At 69.6% G+C, this 18,294-nt stretch carries 17 protein-coding genes; 14 read left to right on the top strand and 3 right to left on the bottom strand.

The window, feature by feature from the left end; genetic code table 11:
• Positions 1 to 62 precede the first annotated feature (62 nt).
• The 6 genes from lysA (at position 63) to prfA (ending at position 8,670) form a co-directional block, all read left to right on the top strand.
• Positions 63 to 1,541: a diaminopimelate decarboxylase gene (gene lysA, locus AB4Z18_RS11725; RefSeq protein ID WP_441782852.1), complete on the top strand. Its 1,479-nt coding sequence runs from the start codon at positions 63 to 65 to the stop codon at positions 1,539 to 1,541.
• On the top strand, positions 1,538 to 2,908 hold the full coding sequence (locus AB4Z18_RS11720) for a homoserine dehydrogenase (protein WP_441782851.1): 1,371 nt from the start codon (positions 1,538 to 1,540) through the stop codon (positions 2,906 to 2,908). Before lysA ends, AB4Z18_RS11720 begins: the two co-directional genes overlap by 4 nt.
• Entirely contained in the window at positions 2,908 to 4,014 is a 1,107-nt protein-coding gene (gene thrC, locus AB4Z18_RS11715; RefSeq protein WP_441782850.1) for a threonine synthase, read from the top strand. Before AB4Z18_RS11720 ends, thrC begins: the two co-directional genes overlap by 1 nt.
• The gene (thrB, locus tag AB4Z18_RS11710; RefSeq protein ID WP_441782849.1) at positions 4,011 to 4,979 is read left to right on the top strand and encodes a homoserine kinase; all 969 of its coding nucleotides are present in this window, start codon (positions 4,011 to 4,013) and stop codon (positions 4,977 to 4,979) included. Before thrC ends, thrB begins: the two co-directional genes overlap by 4 nt.
• 253 nt (positions 4,980 to 5,232) lie before the next feature.
• Entirely contained in the window at positions 5,233 to 7,500 is a 2,268-nt protein-coding gene (gene rho, locus AB4Z18_RS11705) for a transcription termination factor Rho (protein ID WP_441782848.1), read from the top strand.
• Positions 7,501 to 7,593: 93 nt separating this feature from the next.
• Positions 7,594 to 8,670, top strand: a complete 1,077-nt coding sequence (gene prfA / locus AB4Z18_RS11700; RefSeq protein ID WP_441782847.1) for a peptide chain release factor 1 — start codon at positions 7,594 to 7,596, stop codon at positions 8,668 to 8,670.
• 105 nt (positions 8,671 to 8,775) lie between these two features.
• Here the strand turns inward: prfA and prmC are convergent, their stop codons facing one another.
• The gene (gene prmC / locus AB4Z18_RS11695; protein WP_441782846.1) at positions 8,776 to 9,675 is read right to left on the bottom strand and encodes a peptide chain release factor N(5)-glutamine methyltransferase; all 900 of its coding nucleotides are present in this window, start codon (positions 9,673 to 9,675) and stop codon (positions 8,776 to 8,778) included.
• A 101-nt stretch (positions 9,676 to 9,776) separates the two neighbouring features.
• On the opposite strand from prmC, the gene cysK reads away from it, so the two are divergent.
• On the top strand, positions 9,777 to 10,715 hold the full coding sequence (gene cysK, locus AB4Z18_RS11690) for a cysteine synthase A (protein WP_441782845.1): 939 nt from the start codon (positions 9,777 to 9,779) through the stop codon (positions 10,713 to 10,715).
• 4 nt (positions 10,716 to 10,719) lie between these two features.
• Positions 10,720 to 11,289 carry a serine O-acetyltransferase EpsC gene (gene epsC / locus AB4Z18_RS11685; protein WP_441782844.1) on the top strand — a complete coding sequence of 190 codons (570 nt, stop codon included), beginning with the start codon at positions 10,720 to 10,722 and terminating at the stop codon, positions 11,287 to 11,289.
• A gap of 25 nt (positions 11,290 to 11,314) precedes the next feature.
• Here epsC and AB4Z18_RS11680 read toward each other — a convergent pair whose 3' ends face one another.
• Positions 11,315 to 12,328: a TetR/AcrR family transcriptional regulator gene (locus AB4Z18_RS11680; RefSeq protein ID WP_441782843.1), complete on the bottom strand. Its 1,014-nt coding sequence runs from the start codon at positions 12,326 to 12,328 to the stop codon at positions 11,315 to 11,317.
• A 75-nt stretch (positions 12,329 to 12,403) separates the two neighbouring features.
• On the opposite strand from AB4Z18_RS11680, the gene AB4Z18_RS11675 reads away from it, so the two are divergent.
• Both AB4Z18_RS11675 and AB4Z18_RS11670 read left to right on the top strand, forming a co-directional pair.
• Positions 12,404 to 13,327 carry an ATP-binding cassette domain-containing protein gene (locus AB4Z18_RS11675; protein ID WP_441782842.1) on the top strand — a complete coding sequence of 308 codons (924 nt, stop codon included), beginning with the start codon at positions 12,404 to 12,406 and terminating at the stop codon, positions 13,325 to 13,327.
• Complete coding sequence (locus tag AB4Z18_RS11670) at positions 13,324 to 14,121, top strand: ABC transporter permease (protein WP_441782841.1); 798 nt, start codon at positions 13,324 to 13,326, stop codon at positions 14,119 to 14,121. The genes AB4Z18_RS11675 and AB4Z18_RS11670 overlap by 4 nt, the downstream gene beginning before the upstream one ends.
• Positions 14,122 to 14,159: 38 nt before the next feature.
• On the opposite strand, the gene AB4Z18_RS11665 is transcribed toward AB4Z18_RS11670, so the two are convergent.
• Positions 14,160 to 14,792 carry an HAD family hydrolase gene (locus AB4Z18_RS11665; RefSeq protein WP_441782840.1) on the bottom strand — a complete coding sequence of 211 codons (633 nt, stop codon included), beginning with the start codon at positions 14,790 to 14,792 and terminating at the stop codon, positions 14,160 to 14,162.
• Positions 14,793 to 14,851: 59 nt separating this feature from the next.
• On the opposite strand from AB4Z18_RS11665, the gene AB4Z18_RS11660 reads away from it, so the two are divergent.
• From AB4Z18_RS11660 to atpB, 4 genes are all read left to right on the top strand, one after another.
• Positions 14,852 to 15,559, top strand: coding sequence for an L-threonylcarbamoyladenylate synthase (locus AB4Z18_RS11660; RefSeq protein WP_441782839.1), 708 nt, complete (start codon positions 14,852 to 14,854; stop codon positions 15,557 to 15,559).
• The gene (locus tag AB4Z18_RS11655; RefSeq protein ID WP_441782838.1) at positions 15,556 to 16,812 is read left to right on the top strand and encodes an MraY family glycosyltransferase; all 1,257 of its coding nucleotides are present in this window, start codon (positions 15,556 to 15,558) and stop codon (positions 16,810 to 16,812) included. Before AB4Z18_RS11660 ends, AB4Z18_RS11655 begins: the two co-directional genes overlap by 4 nt.
• Positions 16,809 to 17,294, top strand: coding sequence for a hypothetical protein (locus AB4Z18_RS11650; protein ID WP_441782837.1), 486 nt, complete (start codon positions 16,809 to 16,811; stop codon positions 17,292 to 17,294). Before AB4Z18_RS11655 ends, AB4Z18_RS11650 begins: the two co-directional genes overlap by 4 nt.
• 178 nt (positions 17,295 to 17,472) lie before the next feature.
• Complete coding sequence (gene atpB / locus AB4Z18_RS11645) at positions 17,473 to 18,270, top strand: F0F1 ATP synthase subunit A (protein ID WP_441782836.1); 798 nt, start codon at positions 17,473 to 17,475, stop codon at positions 18,268 to 18,270.
• Positions 18,271 to 18,294 lie beyond the last annotated feature (24 nt).

The raw sequence follows: 18,294 nt of genomic DNA, 5'->3' as shown, positions 1-18,294 counted from the left end.
GGGGCCAACCCGGGTCCGCTCGCCTAGGAGACCCCCACTCGTCGCCACCCGTGAGGTTCCCTATGGCTGATCCTGTCTCTGTCGTCGGACGATCCGAAGCACCCCCCAACCCGCTCGCCCCGTCCTGGCTGCATGTGCCTGACGATGCGAACGCGCTCGTCCCCGGACTCTGGTCGCGCACGACCGCCCGCACGGAAGGGGAGCTCGTCGTCGGAGGCGTCCGCGCGGGCGAGCTCGCCCAGCGCTTCGGCACCCCTCTCTATGTGGTCGACGAGCAGGACGCCCGCTCGCGCGCCGTCGAGGTGCGTCAGGCGTTCGATCGTGCGTTCGCCGAGATCGGCACGGCCGCGAAGGTCTACTACGCGGGCAAGGCGTTCCTGAGCATCGAGGTCGCGAGGTGGATGGACGCCGCCGGCCTCTACATCGACGTGTGCAGCGGGGGCGAGTTGGCCGTTGCGCTGGCCGCCGGCGTCGACCCTGAGCGCCTGGGCTTCCACGGCAACAACAAGTCGCTCGCCGAGATCGACCGCGCGGTCGAGGTCGGCATCGGCGCGATCATCATCGACAGCATCCAGGAGATCGGCCGGGTCGCCGAGGCTGCGGCGCGGCACGGTGTCCGGCAGAGTGTCCGGCTGCGCGTGAACAGCGGCGTGCACGCCCACACGCACGCGTTCCTGGCGACCGCCCACGAAGACCAGAAGTTCGGCATCGCGCTTGAGCACGCGGTCGAGGCGGTGGCGGAGATCCGCTCGCACGCCTCGCTCGCCTTCCGCGGCCTGCACTGTCACATCGGCTCGCAGATCTTCGGAGCGGACGGCTTCGCCGAATCGGCCGCGCGCCTCCTGACCCTGCACAAGCAGCTGCTGGCCGGGGGAGAGGTGCCCGAGCTGAACCTCGGCGGCGGTTTCGGCATCGCGTACACGGCCGCCGACGATCCCGCCCCGATCGAGGAGTTGGCGCGCCGTATCGCCGAGACGGTCGCCGCGGGATGCGAGGAGCTCGACATCCCGACGCCCGTCATCGCGTTCGAGCCGGGCCGCTCGATCATCGGCACCGCAGGCCTCACCCTGTACACCGTCGGCACGACGAAGGATGTTCCAGTCGTCTTCGAGGACGACGGCGAGACCGCCATCCGCCGCTACGTCAGCGTGGACGGCGGGATGAGCGACAACGCCCGGCCCGCGCTGTACGAGGCCGAGTACTCGGCCAGGATCGCGAGCCGCGTCTCGTCGGCAGCGCCAGCCCTGGTGCGCGTCGCGGGCAAGCACTGCGAGAGCGGCGACATCGTCGTGAACGCCGAATACCTGCCGGGCGACGTCGAGCCGGGCGACCTGCTCGCGGTGCCCGCGACCGGGGCCTACTGCTGGCCCCTCTCGAGCAACTACAACCACATCGGACGCCCGCCCGTCGTGGCGGTGCGCGACGGGGAGGCCCGGGTCATCGTCCGCGGCGAGACCATCGAGGACCTCCTCGCGCGCGACACCGGCTACCGGGGCGCGGCGTCCGCCGAGTCCGCGTCGAAGGAGCGCAGCCACGCATGATCGAGTACCGAAACCTCCGCGTCGCCCTGCTCGGGGCCGGCTCCGTCGGCTCCCAGGTGGCGCGATTGCTCCTGGAGCAGGGCGACGAGTTCGCCTCCCGCATCGGAGCCCGCCTGGAGCTGGTCGGCATCGCCGTCCGTGACGTGGATGCGCCGCGCGACACCGACCTGCCGCACCAGCTGTTCACGACCGACGCATCCTCCCTCATCCTCGGCGCCGACATCGTCGTCGAGCTGATGGGCGGCATCGAGCCCGCCCGCGGCTACGTGCTGGAGGCGCTGAACTCCGGCGCCGACGTGATCACGGCCAACAAGGCGCTGCTGGCGACGCACGGGCCCGAGCTGTTCGACGCCGCCGAGCAGGTCGGCGCACAGCTCTACTACGAGGCGGCCGTCGCCGGAGCCATCCCGATCATCCGCCCGCTGCGTGACAGCCTCGCGGGCGACCGGATCAACCGCATCCTCGGCATCGTCAACGGCACGACCAACTTCATCCTCGACCGGATGGACGTGAACGGCGAGACCCTTCCGGACGCGCTGGCGACCGCCACCGAGCGCGGCTACGCCGAGGCGGACCCGACCGCGGACATCGGCGGCTACGACGCCGCCCAGAAGGCCGCCATCCTCGCCAGCCTCGCGTTCCACACGGTCGTCCCGCTCGACCGCGTGTACCGCGAGGGCATCACGAGCGTGAGCAAGGCGCAGGTGGATGCGGCGCGCGAGGCCGGCGCGGTCATCAAGCTCCTGGCGATCTGCGAGAGGCTGACCGACCCGGAGACAGGGGAGGAGGGCGTCTCGGCCCGCGTCTACCCGGCGCTGATCAGCAGGGACCACCCGCTCGCCGCCGTCCACGGGGCGCACAACGCCGTCTTCGTGCAGTCGGCCGCGGCCGGCGACCTGATGTTCTACGGTGCGGGCGCCGGTGGCGTCGAGACGGCCTCCGCCGTGCTCGGCGACGTCGTCTCCGCCGCGCGGCGTCACGTCGTCGGCGGACCGGGTGTCGCCGAATCCACCCACTCCGACCTGCCGGTGCTCGACATCGGCCGCGTCGTCACCCGCTACCAGATCACTCTGGATGTGAAGGACCAGCCGGGCGTGCTCGCCGCGGTCGCGCGCATCCTCAGCGACGGCGGGGTCAGCGTCGAGACCGTTCAGCAGTCGGTTCCGAGCCACACCGGACCGGTCGTCGTCGCCGGTTCCGCGTCGCCGGGCGACGGCCCGATTCACGGCGGCGGCAGGGCCACCGCTACCCTGGTCATCGGCACCCACGAAGCCGAGGAGGCCGCACTCGCGGCCACCGTCGAGGCTCTCGCGGCCAGCGACGTCGTGATCGCCATCTCTTCCGTTCTCCGAGTAGAAGGATCGTAATGCCCCAGCCGAAGGCCTACAGTCGTCAGTGGCGCGGCGTCCTCCGCGAGTACGCGGACCGCCTGAACATCTCCGACGCCACTCCGATCGTGACACTGGGCGAGGGCGGCACGCCGCTCATCCCGGCCCCCGCGCTGTCCGCGCGCACGGGCGCCGACGTCTACGTCAAGTTCGAGGGCATGAACCCGACCGGGTCGTTCAAGGACCGCGGCATGACGATGGCGATCTCGAAGGCCGTCGAGCACGGCGCGAAGGCCGTGATCTGCGCCTCCACCGGCAACACCTCGGCGTCGGCCGCTGCATACGCGACGCACGCGGGCATCCAGGCCGTCGTGCTGGTGCCCGAGGGCAAGATCGCGATGGGCAAGCTCAGCCAGGCCATCGCGCACAACGCGCAGCTGCTGCAGGTACAGGGCAACTTCGACGACTGTCTGGACATCGCCCGCGACCTCGCCACGAACTACCCGGTGCACCTGGTGAACTCGGTGAACCCCGACCGCATCGAGGGCCAGAAGACGGCCGCGTTCGAGGTCGTCGAGGCGCTCGGCGACGCCCCCGACTTCCACCTCGTCCCGGTCGGCAACGCCGGTAACTACACGGCCTACCACCGCGGCTACACCGAGGAGCTGCAGCGCGGCGAGTCGACCAAGCTGCCGCGGATGTTCGGCTTCCAGGCCGCGGGCAGCGCCCCGATCGTGCTCGGCCACGCCGTCAAGGAGCCGGACACCATCGCGACCGCGATCCGCATCGGCAACCCCGCCTCGTGGGAGCTGGCGCTGAACGCCCGCGACGACAGCGAGGGCTGGTTCGGCGCGATCGACGACACCAAGATCCTCGAGGCGCACCGCATCCTCTCGGCCGAGGTGGGCATCTTCGTCGAGCCCGCGTCCGCGATCAGCGTCGCAGGGCTGCTGGAGCGCTCGGAGGCGGGCATCATCCCGGCCGGATCCACGGTCGTGCTGACGGTCACCGGCCACGGCCTCAAGGACCCGCAGTGGGCTCTCCGCACGGCGGACGGCTCGGACGTGCAGCCGATCATCGTGCCGGTCGACACCGCCGCGATCGCCGACGTGCTCGGCCTGCAGCCGGCCGAGGCGACCGCGTGACCTCGCCCGACCTCCGCGGCCGCACCGTCACGGTCAAGGTCCCGGCGACGAGCGCCAACCTCGGACCGGGGTTCGACACGCTCGGCCTCGCGCTCGCGTTGTACGACGAGCTGGAGGTGTCGGTCCGCGACGAGCCGGGCGCGACCGTCGAGGTCACCGGCGTCGGCGAGGGCGAGGTCCCGACCGACGAGAGCAACCTCGTCGTCCGCGCGATCGCGCACACGTTCGACGCGGTCGGCGTGCCTCTGCCCGGCCTGTCGCTGCGGGCGCGCAACAGCATCCCGCACGGCCGGGGGATGGGCTCCTCCGGCGCCGCTATCGTCTCCGGCATCATGGCCGCGAAGGGACTCCTGGACGGCGTGGTCGACCTCGACGCGCAGCAGCTCCTCGCCCTGGCCAACGATATGGAAGGGCACCCGGACAACGTGGCGCCTGCCCTGTTCGGCGGCCTCACGATCGCCTGGGTCACCCCCGAGGGTCCGCGCTTCAAGAAGCTCATCGTGCACCGCGGCGTCTCGCCGCTCGTCCTGGTGCCCGAGCATGTGATGTCGACCGCGCTCGCGCGGAGCCTGCAGCCGCAGTCCGTGCCGCACGAGGACGCCGTCTTCAATGTCTCCCGCTCTGCGCTGCTGGTCGCGGCTCTCATCCAGAGCCCCGAACTGCTGCACGCGGCCACCGAGGACAAGCTCCACCAGAGCTACCGCGCCTCGGCCATGCCGGAGACGAACCGCCTGATCACCCTGCTGCGCGAGAACGGCTTCGCCGCCGTCGTCTCGGGAGCGGGGCCTTCGATCCTCGTGCTCGGGAGCGACCCGAGCCAGCGGCTGGCCGCGGCGAAGCTCGTCGAGGAGTCGGCGCAGACCCGCTGGCAGCCGCTGATGCTCGCCGTCGACTTCAAGGGCGCGACCGTGACCCGGGTGCTCGACGAGCAGTCGGCGACACGGTCGGACACACCGGTCGCGTAGCGTCGAGAGCGTTGCCGCCGAGGTGGTAAACTGCACTCGCACCCGAAGAACCCGCGTCACGAGCGAATCCAGCTTCCGGGTGATCTCCTAGCAATCATGCCGTCACTCCTGCCTGCCTTCCCGGGTACCCCCTGACGGGGTATCGGGGCGGCGACGTAGCGCGGATCCGAACGCAGCGCGTACAGGCAGTTCATGTGACGAAGCTTCCACAGACGGCGCGCAGAAGGCGCGCCGGGGGAAAGGACCCTCTTCCGTGACAGATGTCAAACTCCACGCCGGGGGCGTGGACACCAGCGACCTGGCCACGCTCAAGGTGGCAGAGCTGCAAGCTCTCGCCGCCGAGCTCGGACTCCAGGGCGCGACCCGGCTCCGCAAGGGCGAGCTGGTCGAGGCGATCGGCGCCGCGCGCGCCGCATCCGCTCCGGCCGACAGCGCCACTGACGCCGGCGCCACCGACTCCGCCGAGCCGGCCGAGACCGTGAACGCCGCCGAGCCCGAGCTGGCGGCCGCCGCCGCCCAGGTGCTCACCGAGCCGCTCATCGCTGAGCCGCTCGTCGCCGAGGAGGCCCCGGCCGAGCGCGTCGAGCCGACCGTGGGCGACCCGGTGTTCCCGCAGGCGGATGCGTCCGCCGAGCCGGCCACCGGTGGCCGTCGTCGCGGCTCCCGCCGCGTCTCCAGCCCCGACGGCACAGGTATCGCCGCCGGCTCCACCGGCGTCGCAGCCGACGCCCACGTCAACTCCGGCGCCACCGGCGTCGAGTCGCTCATCCCCGATGTGGATGCGCTGCTCGACTCCGCCCTCGCCTCCCGCGAGCAGGCGCGCGGCCAGCAGAACGGCCAGAACAGCCAGAACGGTGCCCAGGACGACCAGGGCAACGGCCAGAACCAGGGCGGCGGCCGCCGTCGCCGCGGGCGTGGCCAGGGCGGCCAGAACGACCAGAACGCCGACCAGGGCCGCGACGCCCAGCAGCAGTCCGACCAGGGCCAGCAGGCCCAGCAGTCGGACCAGCAGGCCGAAGGTCAGCAGGGCGACCAGGGCGACAACGCGGGTGAGCAGCAGGGCCAGGGCCGCAACCGCCGCAACCGCAACCGCAACAAGAACAACGCCCAGCAGAACGAGCAGGGCCAGAACCAGAACCAGGGCCAGAACCAGGCCCAGGGTCAGCCGAAGGACCTCCAGCAGGGTGGCCAGCAGCAGGGTCAGGGCCAGCAGAACCGCGGACAGAACGCGGAGCAGCAGGCCGAGGGCGAGCGCGCGGGCCGCTACCGCGACCGCAACCGCAAGCGCCGTGGCGGGGTCGTCGGCGACGACTTCGAGCCCGAGCTGACCGACGACGACGTCCTCATCCCGGTCGCCGGCATCCTGGACGTGCTCGACAACTACGCGTTCGTCCGCACCACCGGCTACCTGCCGGGTGCGAGCGACGTGTACGTCTCGCTCGGCCAGGTCAAGAAGTACAGCCTGCGCAAGGGCGACGCCGTGGTCGGCGCCATCCGCCAGCCGCGCGACAACGAGAACAACAGCCGCCAGAAGTACAACGCGCTGGTCAAGGTCGACTCCATCAACGGGCAGACCCCGGAGGAGGCCGCGGCGCGCGTCGAGTTCGGCAAGCTGACTCCGCTGTACCCGCAGGAGCGTCTGCGTCTGGAGACCGAGCCCAGCAAGGTCACCCAGCGGATCATCGACCTGGTCGCCCCGATCGGCAAAGGCCAGCGCGGTCTCATCGTCGCGCCGCCGAAGGCCGGCAAGACCATCGTGATGCAGCAGATCGCCAACGCGATCACCGCCAACAACCCTGAGGTCCACCTCATGGTCGTTCTGGTGGACGAGCGTCCGGAAGAGGTCACCGACATGCAGCGCACGGTGAAGGGCGAGGTCATCGCCTCCACCTTCGACCGTCCTGCCGAGGACCACACCACCGTCGCCGAGCTCGCCATCGAGCGCGCGAAGCGCCTGGTGGAGCTGGGCCACGACGTCGTCGTGCTGCTCGACTCGATCACCCGCCTGGGCCGTGCCTACAACCTGACCGCTCCGGCGTCGGGCCGCATCCTCTCGGGTGGCGTGGACGCGTCCGCGCTGTACCCGCCGAAGCGGTTCTTCGGCGCCGCCCGCAACATCGAGCACGGCGGCTCGCTGACCATCCTCGCTTCGGCGTTGGTGGAGACCGGCTCCAAGATGGACGAGGTCATCTTCGAGGAGTTCAAGGGCACCGGCAACATGGAGCTCCGCCTGTCGCGCCAGCTGGCCGACAAGCGCATCTTCCCGGCCGTCGACGTCAACGCCTCCGGCACGCGCCGCGAGGAGATGCTGATGGGCCAGGACGAGGTCAAGATCACCTGGAAGCTGCGCCGCGCCCTCGCCGGGCTCGACCAGCAGCAGGCCCTCGAGATCGTCCTCGGCCGCCTCAAGGAGACCTCGAGCAACGTCGAGTTCCTCATGCAGGTGCAGAAGTCGATGCCTGAGCCGACCAACGGCCGCGGCGCCGCGCACTCGCACGGCCACGAGAACGACCACCGCTAGCTGCGATCAGCGCCCGTCCCTCCTGCACTTTCGTGCGGGACGGGCGGGCGCTTCGTCGTTCCCCGGCCGCATCCCTTTCAGAAAGAAGACCCCATGTTCGAATCGGTGAACACCCTCATCGCCGAGCACGACGACCTGCAGCAGCAGCTCTCCGACCCGGACCTGCACAGCGACCCTGTGCGCTCCAAGCGCGTCAACCGTCGCTACGCCGAGCTCAGCCGGATCGTCGCGGCCTACAACGAATGGAAGCAGCTGACGGACGACCTGGAGGCGGCACGCGAGCTCGCCACGGAGGACGCGGCGTTCGCGGAGGAGATCCCGGGCCTGGAGGAGAGCGTGCAGGAGACGGGGGAGCGTCTGCGCCGGCTGCTGATCCCGCGCGACCCCAACGACTCCCGTGACGTGATCATGGAGATCAAAATGGGCGAGGGCGGCGCCGAGTCGGCGTTGTTCGCCGGCGACCTGCTGCGCATGTACCTGCACTACGCCGACTCCAAGCGCTGGAAGGCCGAGATCATCGAGCAGACCTCCAGCGACCTCGGCGGCATCAAGGATGTCCAGGTCGCCTTCAAGGGCAACTCGGCCGACCCCGCGGAGGGTGTCTGGGCGCACCTGAAGTACGAGGGCGGCGTGCACCGCGTGCAGCGGGTGCCCGCGACCGAGTCGCAGGGTCGCATCCACACCTCGGCCGCCGGCGTGCTGGTGTTCCCGGAGGTGGACGAGCCGGAGGAGGTCGACATCAGCCAGAACGACCTCAAGATCGACGTGTTCCGGTCATCCGGACCCGGCGGTCAGTCCGTCAACACGACCGACTCGGCGGTGCGGATCACGCACGTCCCGACCGGCATCGTCGTCTCCATGCAGAACGAGAAGAGCCAGCTGCAGAACCGCGAGGCCGCGATGCGCGTGCTTCGTGCCCGACTGCTCGCACGGCAGCAGGAGGAGGCGGATGCGGAGGCCGCGGAGTTCCGCAAGGGCCAGATCCGCACCATGGACCGCTCCGAGCGCATCCGCACGTACAACTTCCCCGAGAACCGGATCGCCGACCACCGCACCGGCTACAAGGCCTACAACCTCGACGCCGTGATGAACGGTGCCCTCGAGCCTGTCATCGAGTCGAACATCCTCGCCGACGAGGAGTCGCGCCTGGCCGACCTAGCCAACGACTGACCCCTGCCCTCCCTCCCAAGCCAACACCTCCTGACTTTTTCGCCCGAAACGCCGCGTTCGAAGCGAAAAACTCAGGAGCTGTTGGCTTGGGTGGCGGGGAAGAGGTCAGCGGAGGGCGGTCGTCGCGCGGTCGCGAGTCGTCAGGTCGCGGTGGGTCGCCGCGGCGCGCCAGCCGTCGGCGGTGAGCAGCTCGCGGATCGCGGCGCCCTGCAGCTCGCCGTGCTCCAGCACGAGGGTGCCACCCGGGTGCAGGAGGCGGTGGGCGACGCGGGAGATCGTGCGCACGACATCCAGGCCGTCCGGTCCGCCGTACAGCGCGGCGTGCGGGTCGTGGAGGCGCACCTCGGGGTCGCGCGGGATCGCGTCGTCGGGCACATAGGGCGGGTTCGAGATGACCACGTCGACTGTGCCGTCCAGCTGCGGCAGGGCGTCCGCCAGGTCGATGAACACCGGCGTGAGGTTCTCGGCGCCGACCTCGTCGATGTTCTGCCGGGCCCAGATGAAGGCCTCCGGCGAGTTCTCGACGGCGTAGACGCGGGCGTGCGGCACCTCGGTCGCGAGGGCCAGCGCGATGGCGCCGCTGCCGGTGCCGAGGTCGACCGCGACCGGCTCGGGCGTGGGGACCGCACGCAACGCATCGATCGCGAACTGCGCCACCTGCTCGGTCTCGGGACGCGGTACGAACACTCCGGGCCCGACGTTCAGCTCGAGCGAGCGGAAGGGCGCGCGCCCCGTGATGTGCTGCAGCGGCTCGCGCGCAGCCCGTCGCTCGACGAACTCCCGCAGCCGCGACGCCTCCTCAGGAGAAGCCTCCGCATCCATCACGATGAGCGCCTGGACGCGGCCGCGGCCCACCCCGAGCACGTGGCCGATCAGGAGCTCGGCATCCACCTCGGGGTCGGGGACGCCGGCGCGCGCAAGCTGGGCCACGGCGTCGTCGCGGAGGTCGCGGACCGCAACGGCGGGGGTCTCGGGGAGGGGCGTTTCGGAGGCTTCGGGGGTCATCGCCCGACGAGCCTACCGCCCGTCACAGCCCTTCGCCGAAGCACTCCGGCGTCTAGAGTGGTGGGGCGCTCCCATCCACCGGATTCCCCAAGGAAGAGGCCATGTCAGGTCACATCTACGACAACGTCACCGAGGCTGTCGGGCGGACCCCGCTCGTGCGCCTGAACCGCCTCACGAAGGGCGTCGATGCGACGATCCTCGCCAAGCTGGAGTTCTACAACCCGGCCGGCAGCGTGAAGGACCGCATCGGCGTCGCGATCGTCGACGCGGCCGAGAAGGCGGGCGCGCTCACCCCGGGCGGCACGATCGTGGAGGCGACCAGCGGCAACACCGGCATCGCTCTGGCGATGGTCGGCGCGGCCCGCGGCTACAAGGTGATCCTGGCGATGCCGGAGACCATGAGCAAGGAGCGCCGCGTGCTGCTCCGCGCGTTCGGCGCCGAGATCGTGCTGACCCCCGGGCCCGACGGAATGCGCGGCGCGGTCGAGACGGCGCAGGAGATCGTCGCGAACACCGAGAACGCGATCTGGGCGAAGCAGTTCGCCAACGAGGCCAACCCGGCCATCCACCGCGCCACCACCGCCGAGGAGGTCTGGGCCGACACCGACGGCGGGGTCGACATCTTCGTCGCGGGAGTCGGAACCGGCGGCACGATCACGGGTGTCGGCCAGGTGCTCAAGGAACGCAAGCCCGAGGTGAAGGTCGTCGCCGTCGAGCCGCTGGACTCGCCCATCCTGAACGGTGGGAAGCCGGGTCCGCACAAGATCCAGGGGATCGGCGCCAACTTCGTCCCTGAGATCCTCGACACCACCGTCTACGACGAGGTCGTCGACGTGTCGTTCGAGGATGCGCTCGACGTGGCGAAGCGGCTGGCGAGCGAGGAGGGCATCCTCGCCGGGATCTCGTCCGGTGCGATCATCTGGGCCGCTCTGCAGCTGGCCCAGCGGCCGGAGAACGCCGGAAAGACCATCGTGGCGGTGGTGTGCGACACGGGCGAGCGCTACATCTCCACGCCGCTCTGGGCCGACCTGCTGGACTAGGCGCGTGCCGATCTTCCGAGGGCGCGAGGACATCCGCAACGCGCGCAGGCACGACCCTGCCGCTCGCGGCGGCTTCGAGATGGCCGTCGCCTACTCGGGCCTCCACGCGGTCTGGGCGTACCGCATCGCCCACCGGATGTGGCGAAGCGGCCTGCGGACTCCCGCACGTTTCCTGTCGCAGTTCACCCGCTTCCTCACCGGGATCGAGATCCACCCCGGCGCGCGCATCGGGCGCCGGTTCTTCATCGATCACGGGATGGGCGTGGTCATCGGGGAGACGACATGGATCGGCGACGACGTCATGCTGTACCACGGCGTCACGCTGGGCGGCCGGGGGAGCGGTCACGGCAAGCGGCATCCCACGATCGAGGACGGCGTCGTGGTGGGCGCGGGCGCCAAGGTGCTCGGGGCCATCAGGATCGGCGCGCACTCGGTGATCGGCGCCAACGCGGTCGTGACCCGGGATGCGCCGCCCGAGTCGCTGCTCGTTGGCGTGCCAGCGCGCGCCCGCCCGCGCTCCGGCCACGAGCTGATCGCCGGCGAGGACTGGGTCGACCCCGCGATCTACATCTGACCTGCGCAGCAGCGGCCGGCGCGGGTCAGCGGGATTCGCGCTCGGCCTCCCGGGCGGCACGCTCGCGGGCGCGGGCGATCGCCTCCCGCTCGTTCTTCCGGGCCTCGCGCAGCTTCGATTCGGCCTCCCGGCGGGCCTTGGCGGCCTCCCGTACCGCCTTGTCGCGCGGCACCGCCTCGGGACGCTCTTCGAACGCGGTGACCGGCTCTCCGCTGCGCCGCCCGGCGAGGTAGGTCTCGATCCCGTCGAGGATGCGCTCCAGCCCGAAGGCGAAGTCGTCCTGCTCGTCCGCGCCGTCGGAGTCGGCGTACGCGCCCGAGGCGACGAGCGGCGCGAGGTCGGGGAAACGCTCGGGGGTGACGAGTTCGGAGAGAGCGGCGGTGAACGCCTCGCCATGGGTGGCGGGGGCGTCCGCGGACTGAGACCGGCTGACGTCGCGCTCCACGACGGCGATGGCTCGCGCGTACGACGACAGCAGCAGCGCCGTCGACATCTTCTCGGCGTCGGTCAGCGGCAGGTCGCGCATCTCGCGCAGTCCCCAGTCGAGCACGGCCAGGTTGTTGGGCATCAGGGGGATGCCGCTGATCGGGATGTCGGGGAACCACGGGTGCTCCTGGATCACCTCGATGCTCGCCATCGCCCATCGCCGGAGACCGGCGCGCCAGTCCGCTGTCTCCTCGCCGGCGTTCCGAGCGCTGCCACCGCGCGCGGCCAGCTCGTCGTCGGGCGGGATGCGGATGGTGCACACCGCATCCTGCATCAGCGCCAGCACGTCGTCTTTGCTGGTCACATACCGGTACAGCGACATCGTCGTGAAGCCCAGCTCGGTCGCGATGCGGCTCATCGACACCGCACCGAGCCCATCCGTGTCGGCCACCTCGATCGCCGTGTCCACGATCCGTTCGATGCTCAGCTCGCGCTTGGGACCGCGCTGTGGATGTTCGGCCACGCCCCAGCTGAGCGCGACGGCACGGGGGAGCGCCTCTTCGACGTCTTCTGGCATCTGCGGCGCCTTTCCGAAGTGTGTGTTGACACTCATCCTAGAACTGTGTATCACTTAAACAACCGTATGCGGCATAAACAGTTTACGTGACACACAGTCGAAAGGAAGACCATGACCGGACCAGCGATCGAGCTGACAGGCGTGCGCAAGTCGTACGGCACGCAGACCGTCCTCGACGGAATCGACCTCCGTGTGGAGGCGGGAAGCGTGTTCGCGCTCCTCGGCCCCAACGGGGCGGGCAAGACCACGCTCATCACCATCCTGTCCACCCTCGTCCGGCCCGACGAGGGCACTGTGACGGTGGCAGGACACGACCTCGCGACCGACCCGGACGGCATTCGCCGGGCGATCAGCGTCACCGGCCAGGCCGCCGCCGTCGACGGTGTGCTCACCGGAGAGGAGAACCTGCGCATGATGGCGCGGCTCGTCGGCTTCAGCAGCACCGAGGCCCGCGGTCGGGCGGCGGAACTCATCGAGCGCTTCGACCTCGGATCGGCGGCACGCAAACGCGTGGCCGCCTACTCGGGCGGGATGCGGCGCCGTCTCGACCTGGCTCTCAGCCTCGTTGCGACCCCGCCGGTCATCTTCCTCGACGAGCCGACGACCGGCCTCGACACCCGCAGCCGGCAGACGCTGTGGGACATAATCCACGACCTCGCCCGTCGCGGGACCACCATCCTCCTCACCACGCAGTACCTGGAGGAGGCGGATCAGCTGGCCGACCGCATCGCGGTGCTCGACCACGGCGTGATCGTCGCCGAAGGCACTGCCGACGAGCTCAAGGCGCGGGTCGGCGGCGAGGTCGTCGAGCTGCGGGATGCGGGCGGTGACATCGTCCGCCAGCTCCCGACCGACGGCACCATCGAGGCGCTGCGCTTCGCAATCGACGAGTTGGATGCGCTCGGTGTGACGGGCGGATCGATCGGCATCCGCACACCGTCGCTGGACGACGCGTTCCTCGCCCTGACCGGTCAGAACTCCAACCACAGCACATCGCATCCCACCACCGACACCTCGAAGGAGGCCGTCCGATGACCGCCCTCACCCTCCCCGTCCGTCCCGAGCGGCCCGTCACCCCGCTCACCAGCTCGCTCGTCTTCGTCGGCCGCAGCATCCGCCACTCGCTGCGCGACGTCGAAGCCCTCACCATGGCGATCGTCCTGCCGGTGATGCTCATGCTGCTGTTCACGTTCGTCTTCGGCGGCGCCCTCGATGCGGAGGGCGGCTACGTGCAGTACGTCGTGCCGGGCATCATCCTGCTGTGCGCGGGATTCGGGGCGTCCAGCACCGCTGTGGATGTCGCGCGGGACATGAGCGACGGGATCGTGGACCGCTTCCGCACCATGCCGCTGCGTTCGCGTGGCGTGGTGACCGGGCACGTCGTCGCCAGTCTGCTGCGCAATCTCCTGGCGACCGGTGTGGTCATCGCGGTGGCGCTGCTGGTGGGCTTCCGGCCGACCGCGGATGCGCTCCAGTGGGCGGGCGCTCTCGGCGTCGTCGCCCTGTTCATCCTGGCGATCACGTGGTTGTACGCAGGTCTGGGCCTCGCCGCGAAGAGCCCGACGGCGGCGAGCGGATACGGCTTCGCGCTCCTGTTCCTGCCGTACCTGTCGAGCGCGTTCGTGCCGACCGACACGATGCCGTCGTGGCTGCAGTGGATCGCCGAGAACCAGCCGATCACGCCGATCATCGAGACGATCCGTGCCCTCCTGTTCGGTCGCGACCCCGGCAGCGACCTGTGGTGGGCGCTCGGCTGGTGCGCGCTGATCATCGTGGGCGCCTACGTCTGGGCCGCCTGGCTCTTCCGCCGCTCCGCCGGCCGCCGCTAGCCCCACGGATCCCCATCCCCAACCTGTTGGCGTGGGACTCAGCGGGGGCGGGCGGCGAAGGCGTGGAGGGCGTCGAGCAGGCCGTCGATGTCGAAGGTGCCGTCCTCGTGCTTGATTAGCTGGTGGGCGTGCATCCCGCACGCGCGTGCGCCCTCGACGTTCGCCGCTGAGTCGTCGAACAGGATGGCGTCGGCCGGGTCCACGCCGAACCGCCCGAGCGCACGCGTGTAGATGCGGCGCTCGGGCTTCCGCGCGCCGAGGACGGCGGAGACGAGGTCGTTGTCCTGCAGCACGTCCACGATCTCGGGGGTGAGCACGGGCAGCGAGTCCTTGAAGGGGATGGGGTTGTTCGACAGCAGCGACACCGTCCCGAGCCCAGCGGCCTCCTTGAGCGCTGCGATGGAGCCGGGGATCGGCGTCATCGCCGCCTTGCGGGCCTCCTGCCACTCCTCGAGCGACAGGTGTGCGCCGGTGACCTCCGCGAACGCGGCCAGGTATTCCTCGCTGGTGGAGTACTCGCCGATCTCCGCCGCCCGTTCGAAACCGCCGGCCCACCAGGTGGAGGCCAGTCGGTACTGGCTCACGCCTCCGAGCTCCGCGAGCTTGGGCAGCCGCTTGTGGAAGTCGTAGTCGTAGAGCGTCTTGTCGCAGTCGAAGAAGTAGACGTCCATCCCCTCCAGTATCGTCCTCCCAGTCTGGGGGTCGACGCCCCGGCTATCATTGAGCCGTCATGGCTCCCATCTACGACTGCTCGGTCGACTCCGAGCTGCTCACCGGTATGCGTCTCGCCCGGGCGGCGATCGGACGCGGCGAACTCGTCGTCATCCCCACCGACACCGTCTACGGCGTCGCGGCGGATGCGTTCAGTCCGGCTGCCGTTCAGCGGCTCCTCGAGGCGAAGGGACGCGGCCGTCAGTCGCCGCCTCCGGTGCTCGTCCCCGGCATCCCGACACTGGCCGCGCTCGCGGACCGCGTGCCGGACGAGGTGGACGCGCTGGTGAAGGCATTCTGGCCGGGCGGGTTGACCATCGTGCTCCCCGCATCCCCGTCGCTGGTCTGGGACCTGGGCGAGACCAAGGGAACCGTCGCGCTGCGCATGCCGAAGGACACCATCGCGCTGGAGCTGCTGTCGGAGACCGGCCCGCTCGCGGTGTCGTCCGCCAACCTGACCGGCCGCCCGGCCGCCCGCACCGCTGCAGAGGCGGAGGCCATGCTCGGCGAGTCCATCTCCGTCTACCTCGATGGGGGCGAGGCGGGGTCGGACTACGAGCGCGTCGAGGGCAAGGACTCGTCGTCGACCATCGTCGACGCGACCGCGCTGGCCGCGGGCGCCGGGGGCCTGCGCATCCTGCGGCACGGCGTCATCTCCCTCGACCAGCTCCGCGAGGTCGTCGGCGATGCCCTCGAGGAGCCGGCCGCCTCGGATGCGGCCCCGTGACCCTCCTCCTCGCCCTCGCTCTGATCTCGGCCGTCATCACGTTCGGGATGTCGTTCGTCGTCTACAAGCTGGCGATGCGCTACCGGCTGTACCCGAAGATCCGGGCGCGGGATGTTCACACGCGGCCGACGCCCCGGCTCGGCGGTGTCGCGATGTTCCTCGGCATCCTGGTCGCCTTCGGCGTCTCTTGGCTGCTGTCGAGCCAGTTCGGGGTGCTCGGCCTGATCTTCTCGGATCAGGGACCCATCCTCGCGATCCTGGGCGCCTCGCTGCTGATCGTCGTGATCGGGGTCGCCGACGACATCTGGGACCTCGACTGGATGACGAAGCTGGCCGGCCAGTTCGTGGCCGCCGGCCTCGTGGCGTGGCTCGGCGTGCAGATCTACTCCCTGCCGATCGGCGGCCTGACCGTTGGTTCGCCGGTGATGTCGATCATCATCACCCTGTTCGCGATCGTGCTCGTGATGAACGCCATCAACTTCATCGACGGCCTCGACGGGCTGGTCGCGGGCGTGGCGCTTATCGCGAACGGCACATTCCTCGTCTACACGTACCTGCTGCAGCGCGAGATCAGCCCGCAGAACTACTTCAGCCTCGCCGGCGTGATCGCGGCGATCCTGGTCGGCGCCTGCGCGGGCTTCCTCCCGCTCAATTGGCATCCCGCGAAGATGTTCATGGGGGATGCCGGGGCGCTGCTGATCGGCCTGCTGATGGCGACCTCGGCGATCTCGGTGACGGGCACGATCAACCCGGAGGCGCTGCAGACGCTGGGCAAGTCGTCGCTGGTCCCCGCGTTCATTCCGGTCATCCTGCCGTTCGCGGTGCTCGTCGTGCCGCTGCTCGACTTCGGGCTGGCCGTCATCCGGCGCCTGCGCGCGGGCAAGTCGCCGTTCAGCGCCGACCGGAAGCACCTGCACCACCGCCTGCTCGACATGGGTCACACCCACCTGCACGCGGTGCTCATCTTCTACGCGTGGACGGCTGTCCTGTCGATCGGCTGCCTCCTGTTCTTCTTCGATCCGTACTGGATGGCGATCGTCTTCGTCGCGATCGGCCTGGTGGTCTGCACCGCGTTCACGCTCGCGCCGCTGAGTCGCCGCAAGGCGAACGAAGCAGTGGCCGAGCTCGCGCCGGCGGGGAGCCGCGAGGCGGCCGAGACCGCACGCTTCGACCAGCTCGACGAAGCGAGCGAAGCCACCCGCAGCCGATCCGAGCCGCATGACCAGCCCGCCTTGACCGAGGAGCCCCGATGACCCAGCACCCCGACGGTGCCACCCCGGCCCAGCCGCCCGCGCAGCCGACCTCCACGCCCGTCCTTCGTGATGTCCTGAAGTACGGCTTGATCCTCGCCGGCGTCATCGCGGTCGTCGGGATGCTGCTCGGCGGCCTCTTCGCCGGATGGATCGGCGTGACCAGCGCGCTCATCGGCACGCTGATGGCCGCGGTCTTCCTCTCGATCACTGCTCTGAGCATCCTCATCGCGAACCGTTTCATCGGCTCGGACCTGTTCGTCGGCCTGTTCTTCGGCATCGTGCTGGGCGGTTGGATCCTGAAGTTCGTGCTCTTCCTGGTGCTCGCAATCCTGCTGCGGGACCAGCCCTGGATCAACCCCGTCGTGCTGTTCCTGAGCCTCATCGCGGGGGTCATCGGATCGCTCGTGGTGGACATGATCGTGGTCTTCCGGTCGCGCATCCCCTACGCCAGCGACGTCACCCTTCCGGGTGAGAAGCGCTGACCCGTATCCAATTCGTTATGGGCTGAAAACTCTTGTAGAGTTATGAGCGATCCCACACCCCGTTCGCGCCCGAGAAACCCTGAGGGCGCGAGAAGTGCAGGGTGTCCCACCGTTCGTCGTCGCGAGAGCCCACCGGCTCGACGCCCCGAAACAGGAGATAGCGCTGTTAGCTAACGCTGTGAACCTGCTGGTCCAGGCCGCAAGCTCCGATGATGGAAGCTTCCAGGGGCCCTCGATCAACGAGTTCTTCCCCCCGACCCTGTTCACCATCGGTGGCCTCGAGTTCAACCGAATCATCGTCGTCCGCTTCATCGCGATGATCGCCCTGCTCCTCATCTTCTGGATCGGCACGCGCCGGATGCGACTCATCCCGGGCCGCTTCCAGTCGGTCGTGGAGATGGGCCTCGACTTCGTGCGCGTCAACATCGCGGAAGACCTGCTGGGCAAGAAGGACGGTCGCCGGTTCCTGCCGCTGCTGACCACGATCTTCTTCATGATCCTGTTCTTCAACCTGACAGGCATCGTCCCGTTCCTGAACATCGCGGGCACTTCGGTGATCGCGGTTCCCCTGCTGCTGGCGATCGTGGCGTACGTCACCTTCATCTACGCGGGCATCAAGAAGAGCCCGGCGAACTTCTTCAAGAACGCCCTCTTCCCGCCCGGTGTGCCGTGGTTCCTCTACATCATCGTGACGCCGATCGAGTTCATCTCGACGTTCATCCTCCGTCCGATCACGCTGACCCTCCGACTCCTGATGAACATGGTCGTCGGGCACCTGCTGCTCGTCCTGTTCTTCACCGCGACGACGTTCTTCTTCTTCAGCGCGGGCGGCTGGTGGTCGCTGTTCGGCATCGGCACCTTCGCCTTCGGCTTCGTCTTCACGCTCTTCGAGATCCTGGTCGCAGTCCTGCAGGCCTACGTCTTCGCACTGCTCACCGCTGTCTACATTCAGCTGGCAGTCGCCGAGGAACACTAAGAACGATCCGCGCACCCGCACGGA

Source organism: Leifsonia sp. 2TAF2 (genome assembly GCF_052115085.1).
Taxonomy (GTDB): Bacteria; Actinomycetota; Actinomycetes; order Actinomycetales; family Microbacteriaceae; genus Leifsonia.
Note: the sequence above shows the minus strand (reverse complement) of the source record. Positions and strands in the feature narration are given on the sequence as shown.

Coding starts and splice junctions, on each gene's coding strand:
- prmC (WP_441782846.1), bottom strand. CDS start 9,675: ATGACCCCCGAAGCCTCCGAAACGCCCCTCCCCGAGACCCCCGCCGTT.
- lysA (WP_441782852.1), top strand. CDS start 63: ATGGCTGATCCTGTCTCTGTCGTCGGACGATCCGAAGCACCCCCCAAC.
- AB4Z18_RS11665 (WP_441782840.1), bottom strand. CDS start 14,792: ATGGACGTCTACTTCTTCGACTGCGACAAGACGCTCTACGACTACGAC.
- thrC (WP_441782850.1), top strand. CDS start 2,908: ATGCCCCAGCCGAAGGCCTACAGTCGTCAGTGGCGCGGCGTCCTCCGC.
- AB4Z18_RS11675 (WP_441782842.1), top strand. CDS start 12,404: ATGACCGGACCAGCGATCGAGCTGACAGGCGTGCGCAAGTCGTACGGC.
- AB4Z18_RS11660 (WP_441782839.1), top strand. CDS start 14,852: ATGGCTCCCATCTACGACTGCTCGGTCGACTCCGAGCTGCTCACCGGT.
- AB4Z18_RS11650 (WP_441782837.1), top strand. CDS start 16,809: ATGACCCAGCACCCCGACGGTGCCACCCCGGCCCAGCCGCCCGCGCAG.
- AB4Z18_RS11680 (WP_441782843.1), bottom strand. CDS start 12,328: ATGAGTGTCAACACACACTTCGGAAAGGCGCCGCAGATGCCAGAAGAC.
- AB4Z18_RS11720 (WP_441782851.1), top strand. CDS start 1,538: ATGATCGAGTACCGAAACCTCCGCGTCGCCCTGCTCGGGGCCGGCTCC.
- prfA (WP_441782847.1), top strand. CDS start 7,594: ATGTTCGAATCGGTGAACACCCTCATCGCCGAGCACGACGACCTGCAG.
- AB4Z18_RS11670 (WP_441782841.1), top strand. CDS start 13,324: ATGACCGCCCTCACCCTCCCCGTCCGTCCCGAGCGGCCCGTCACCCCG.
- cysK (WP_441782845.1), top strand. CDS start 9,777: ATGTCAGGTCACATCTACGACAACGTCACCGAGGCTGTCGGGCGGACC.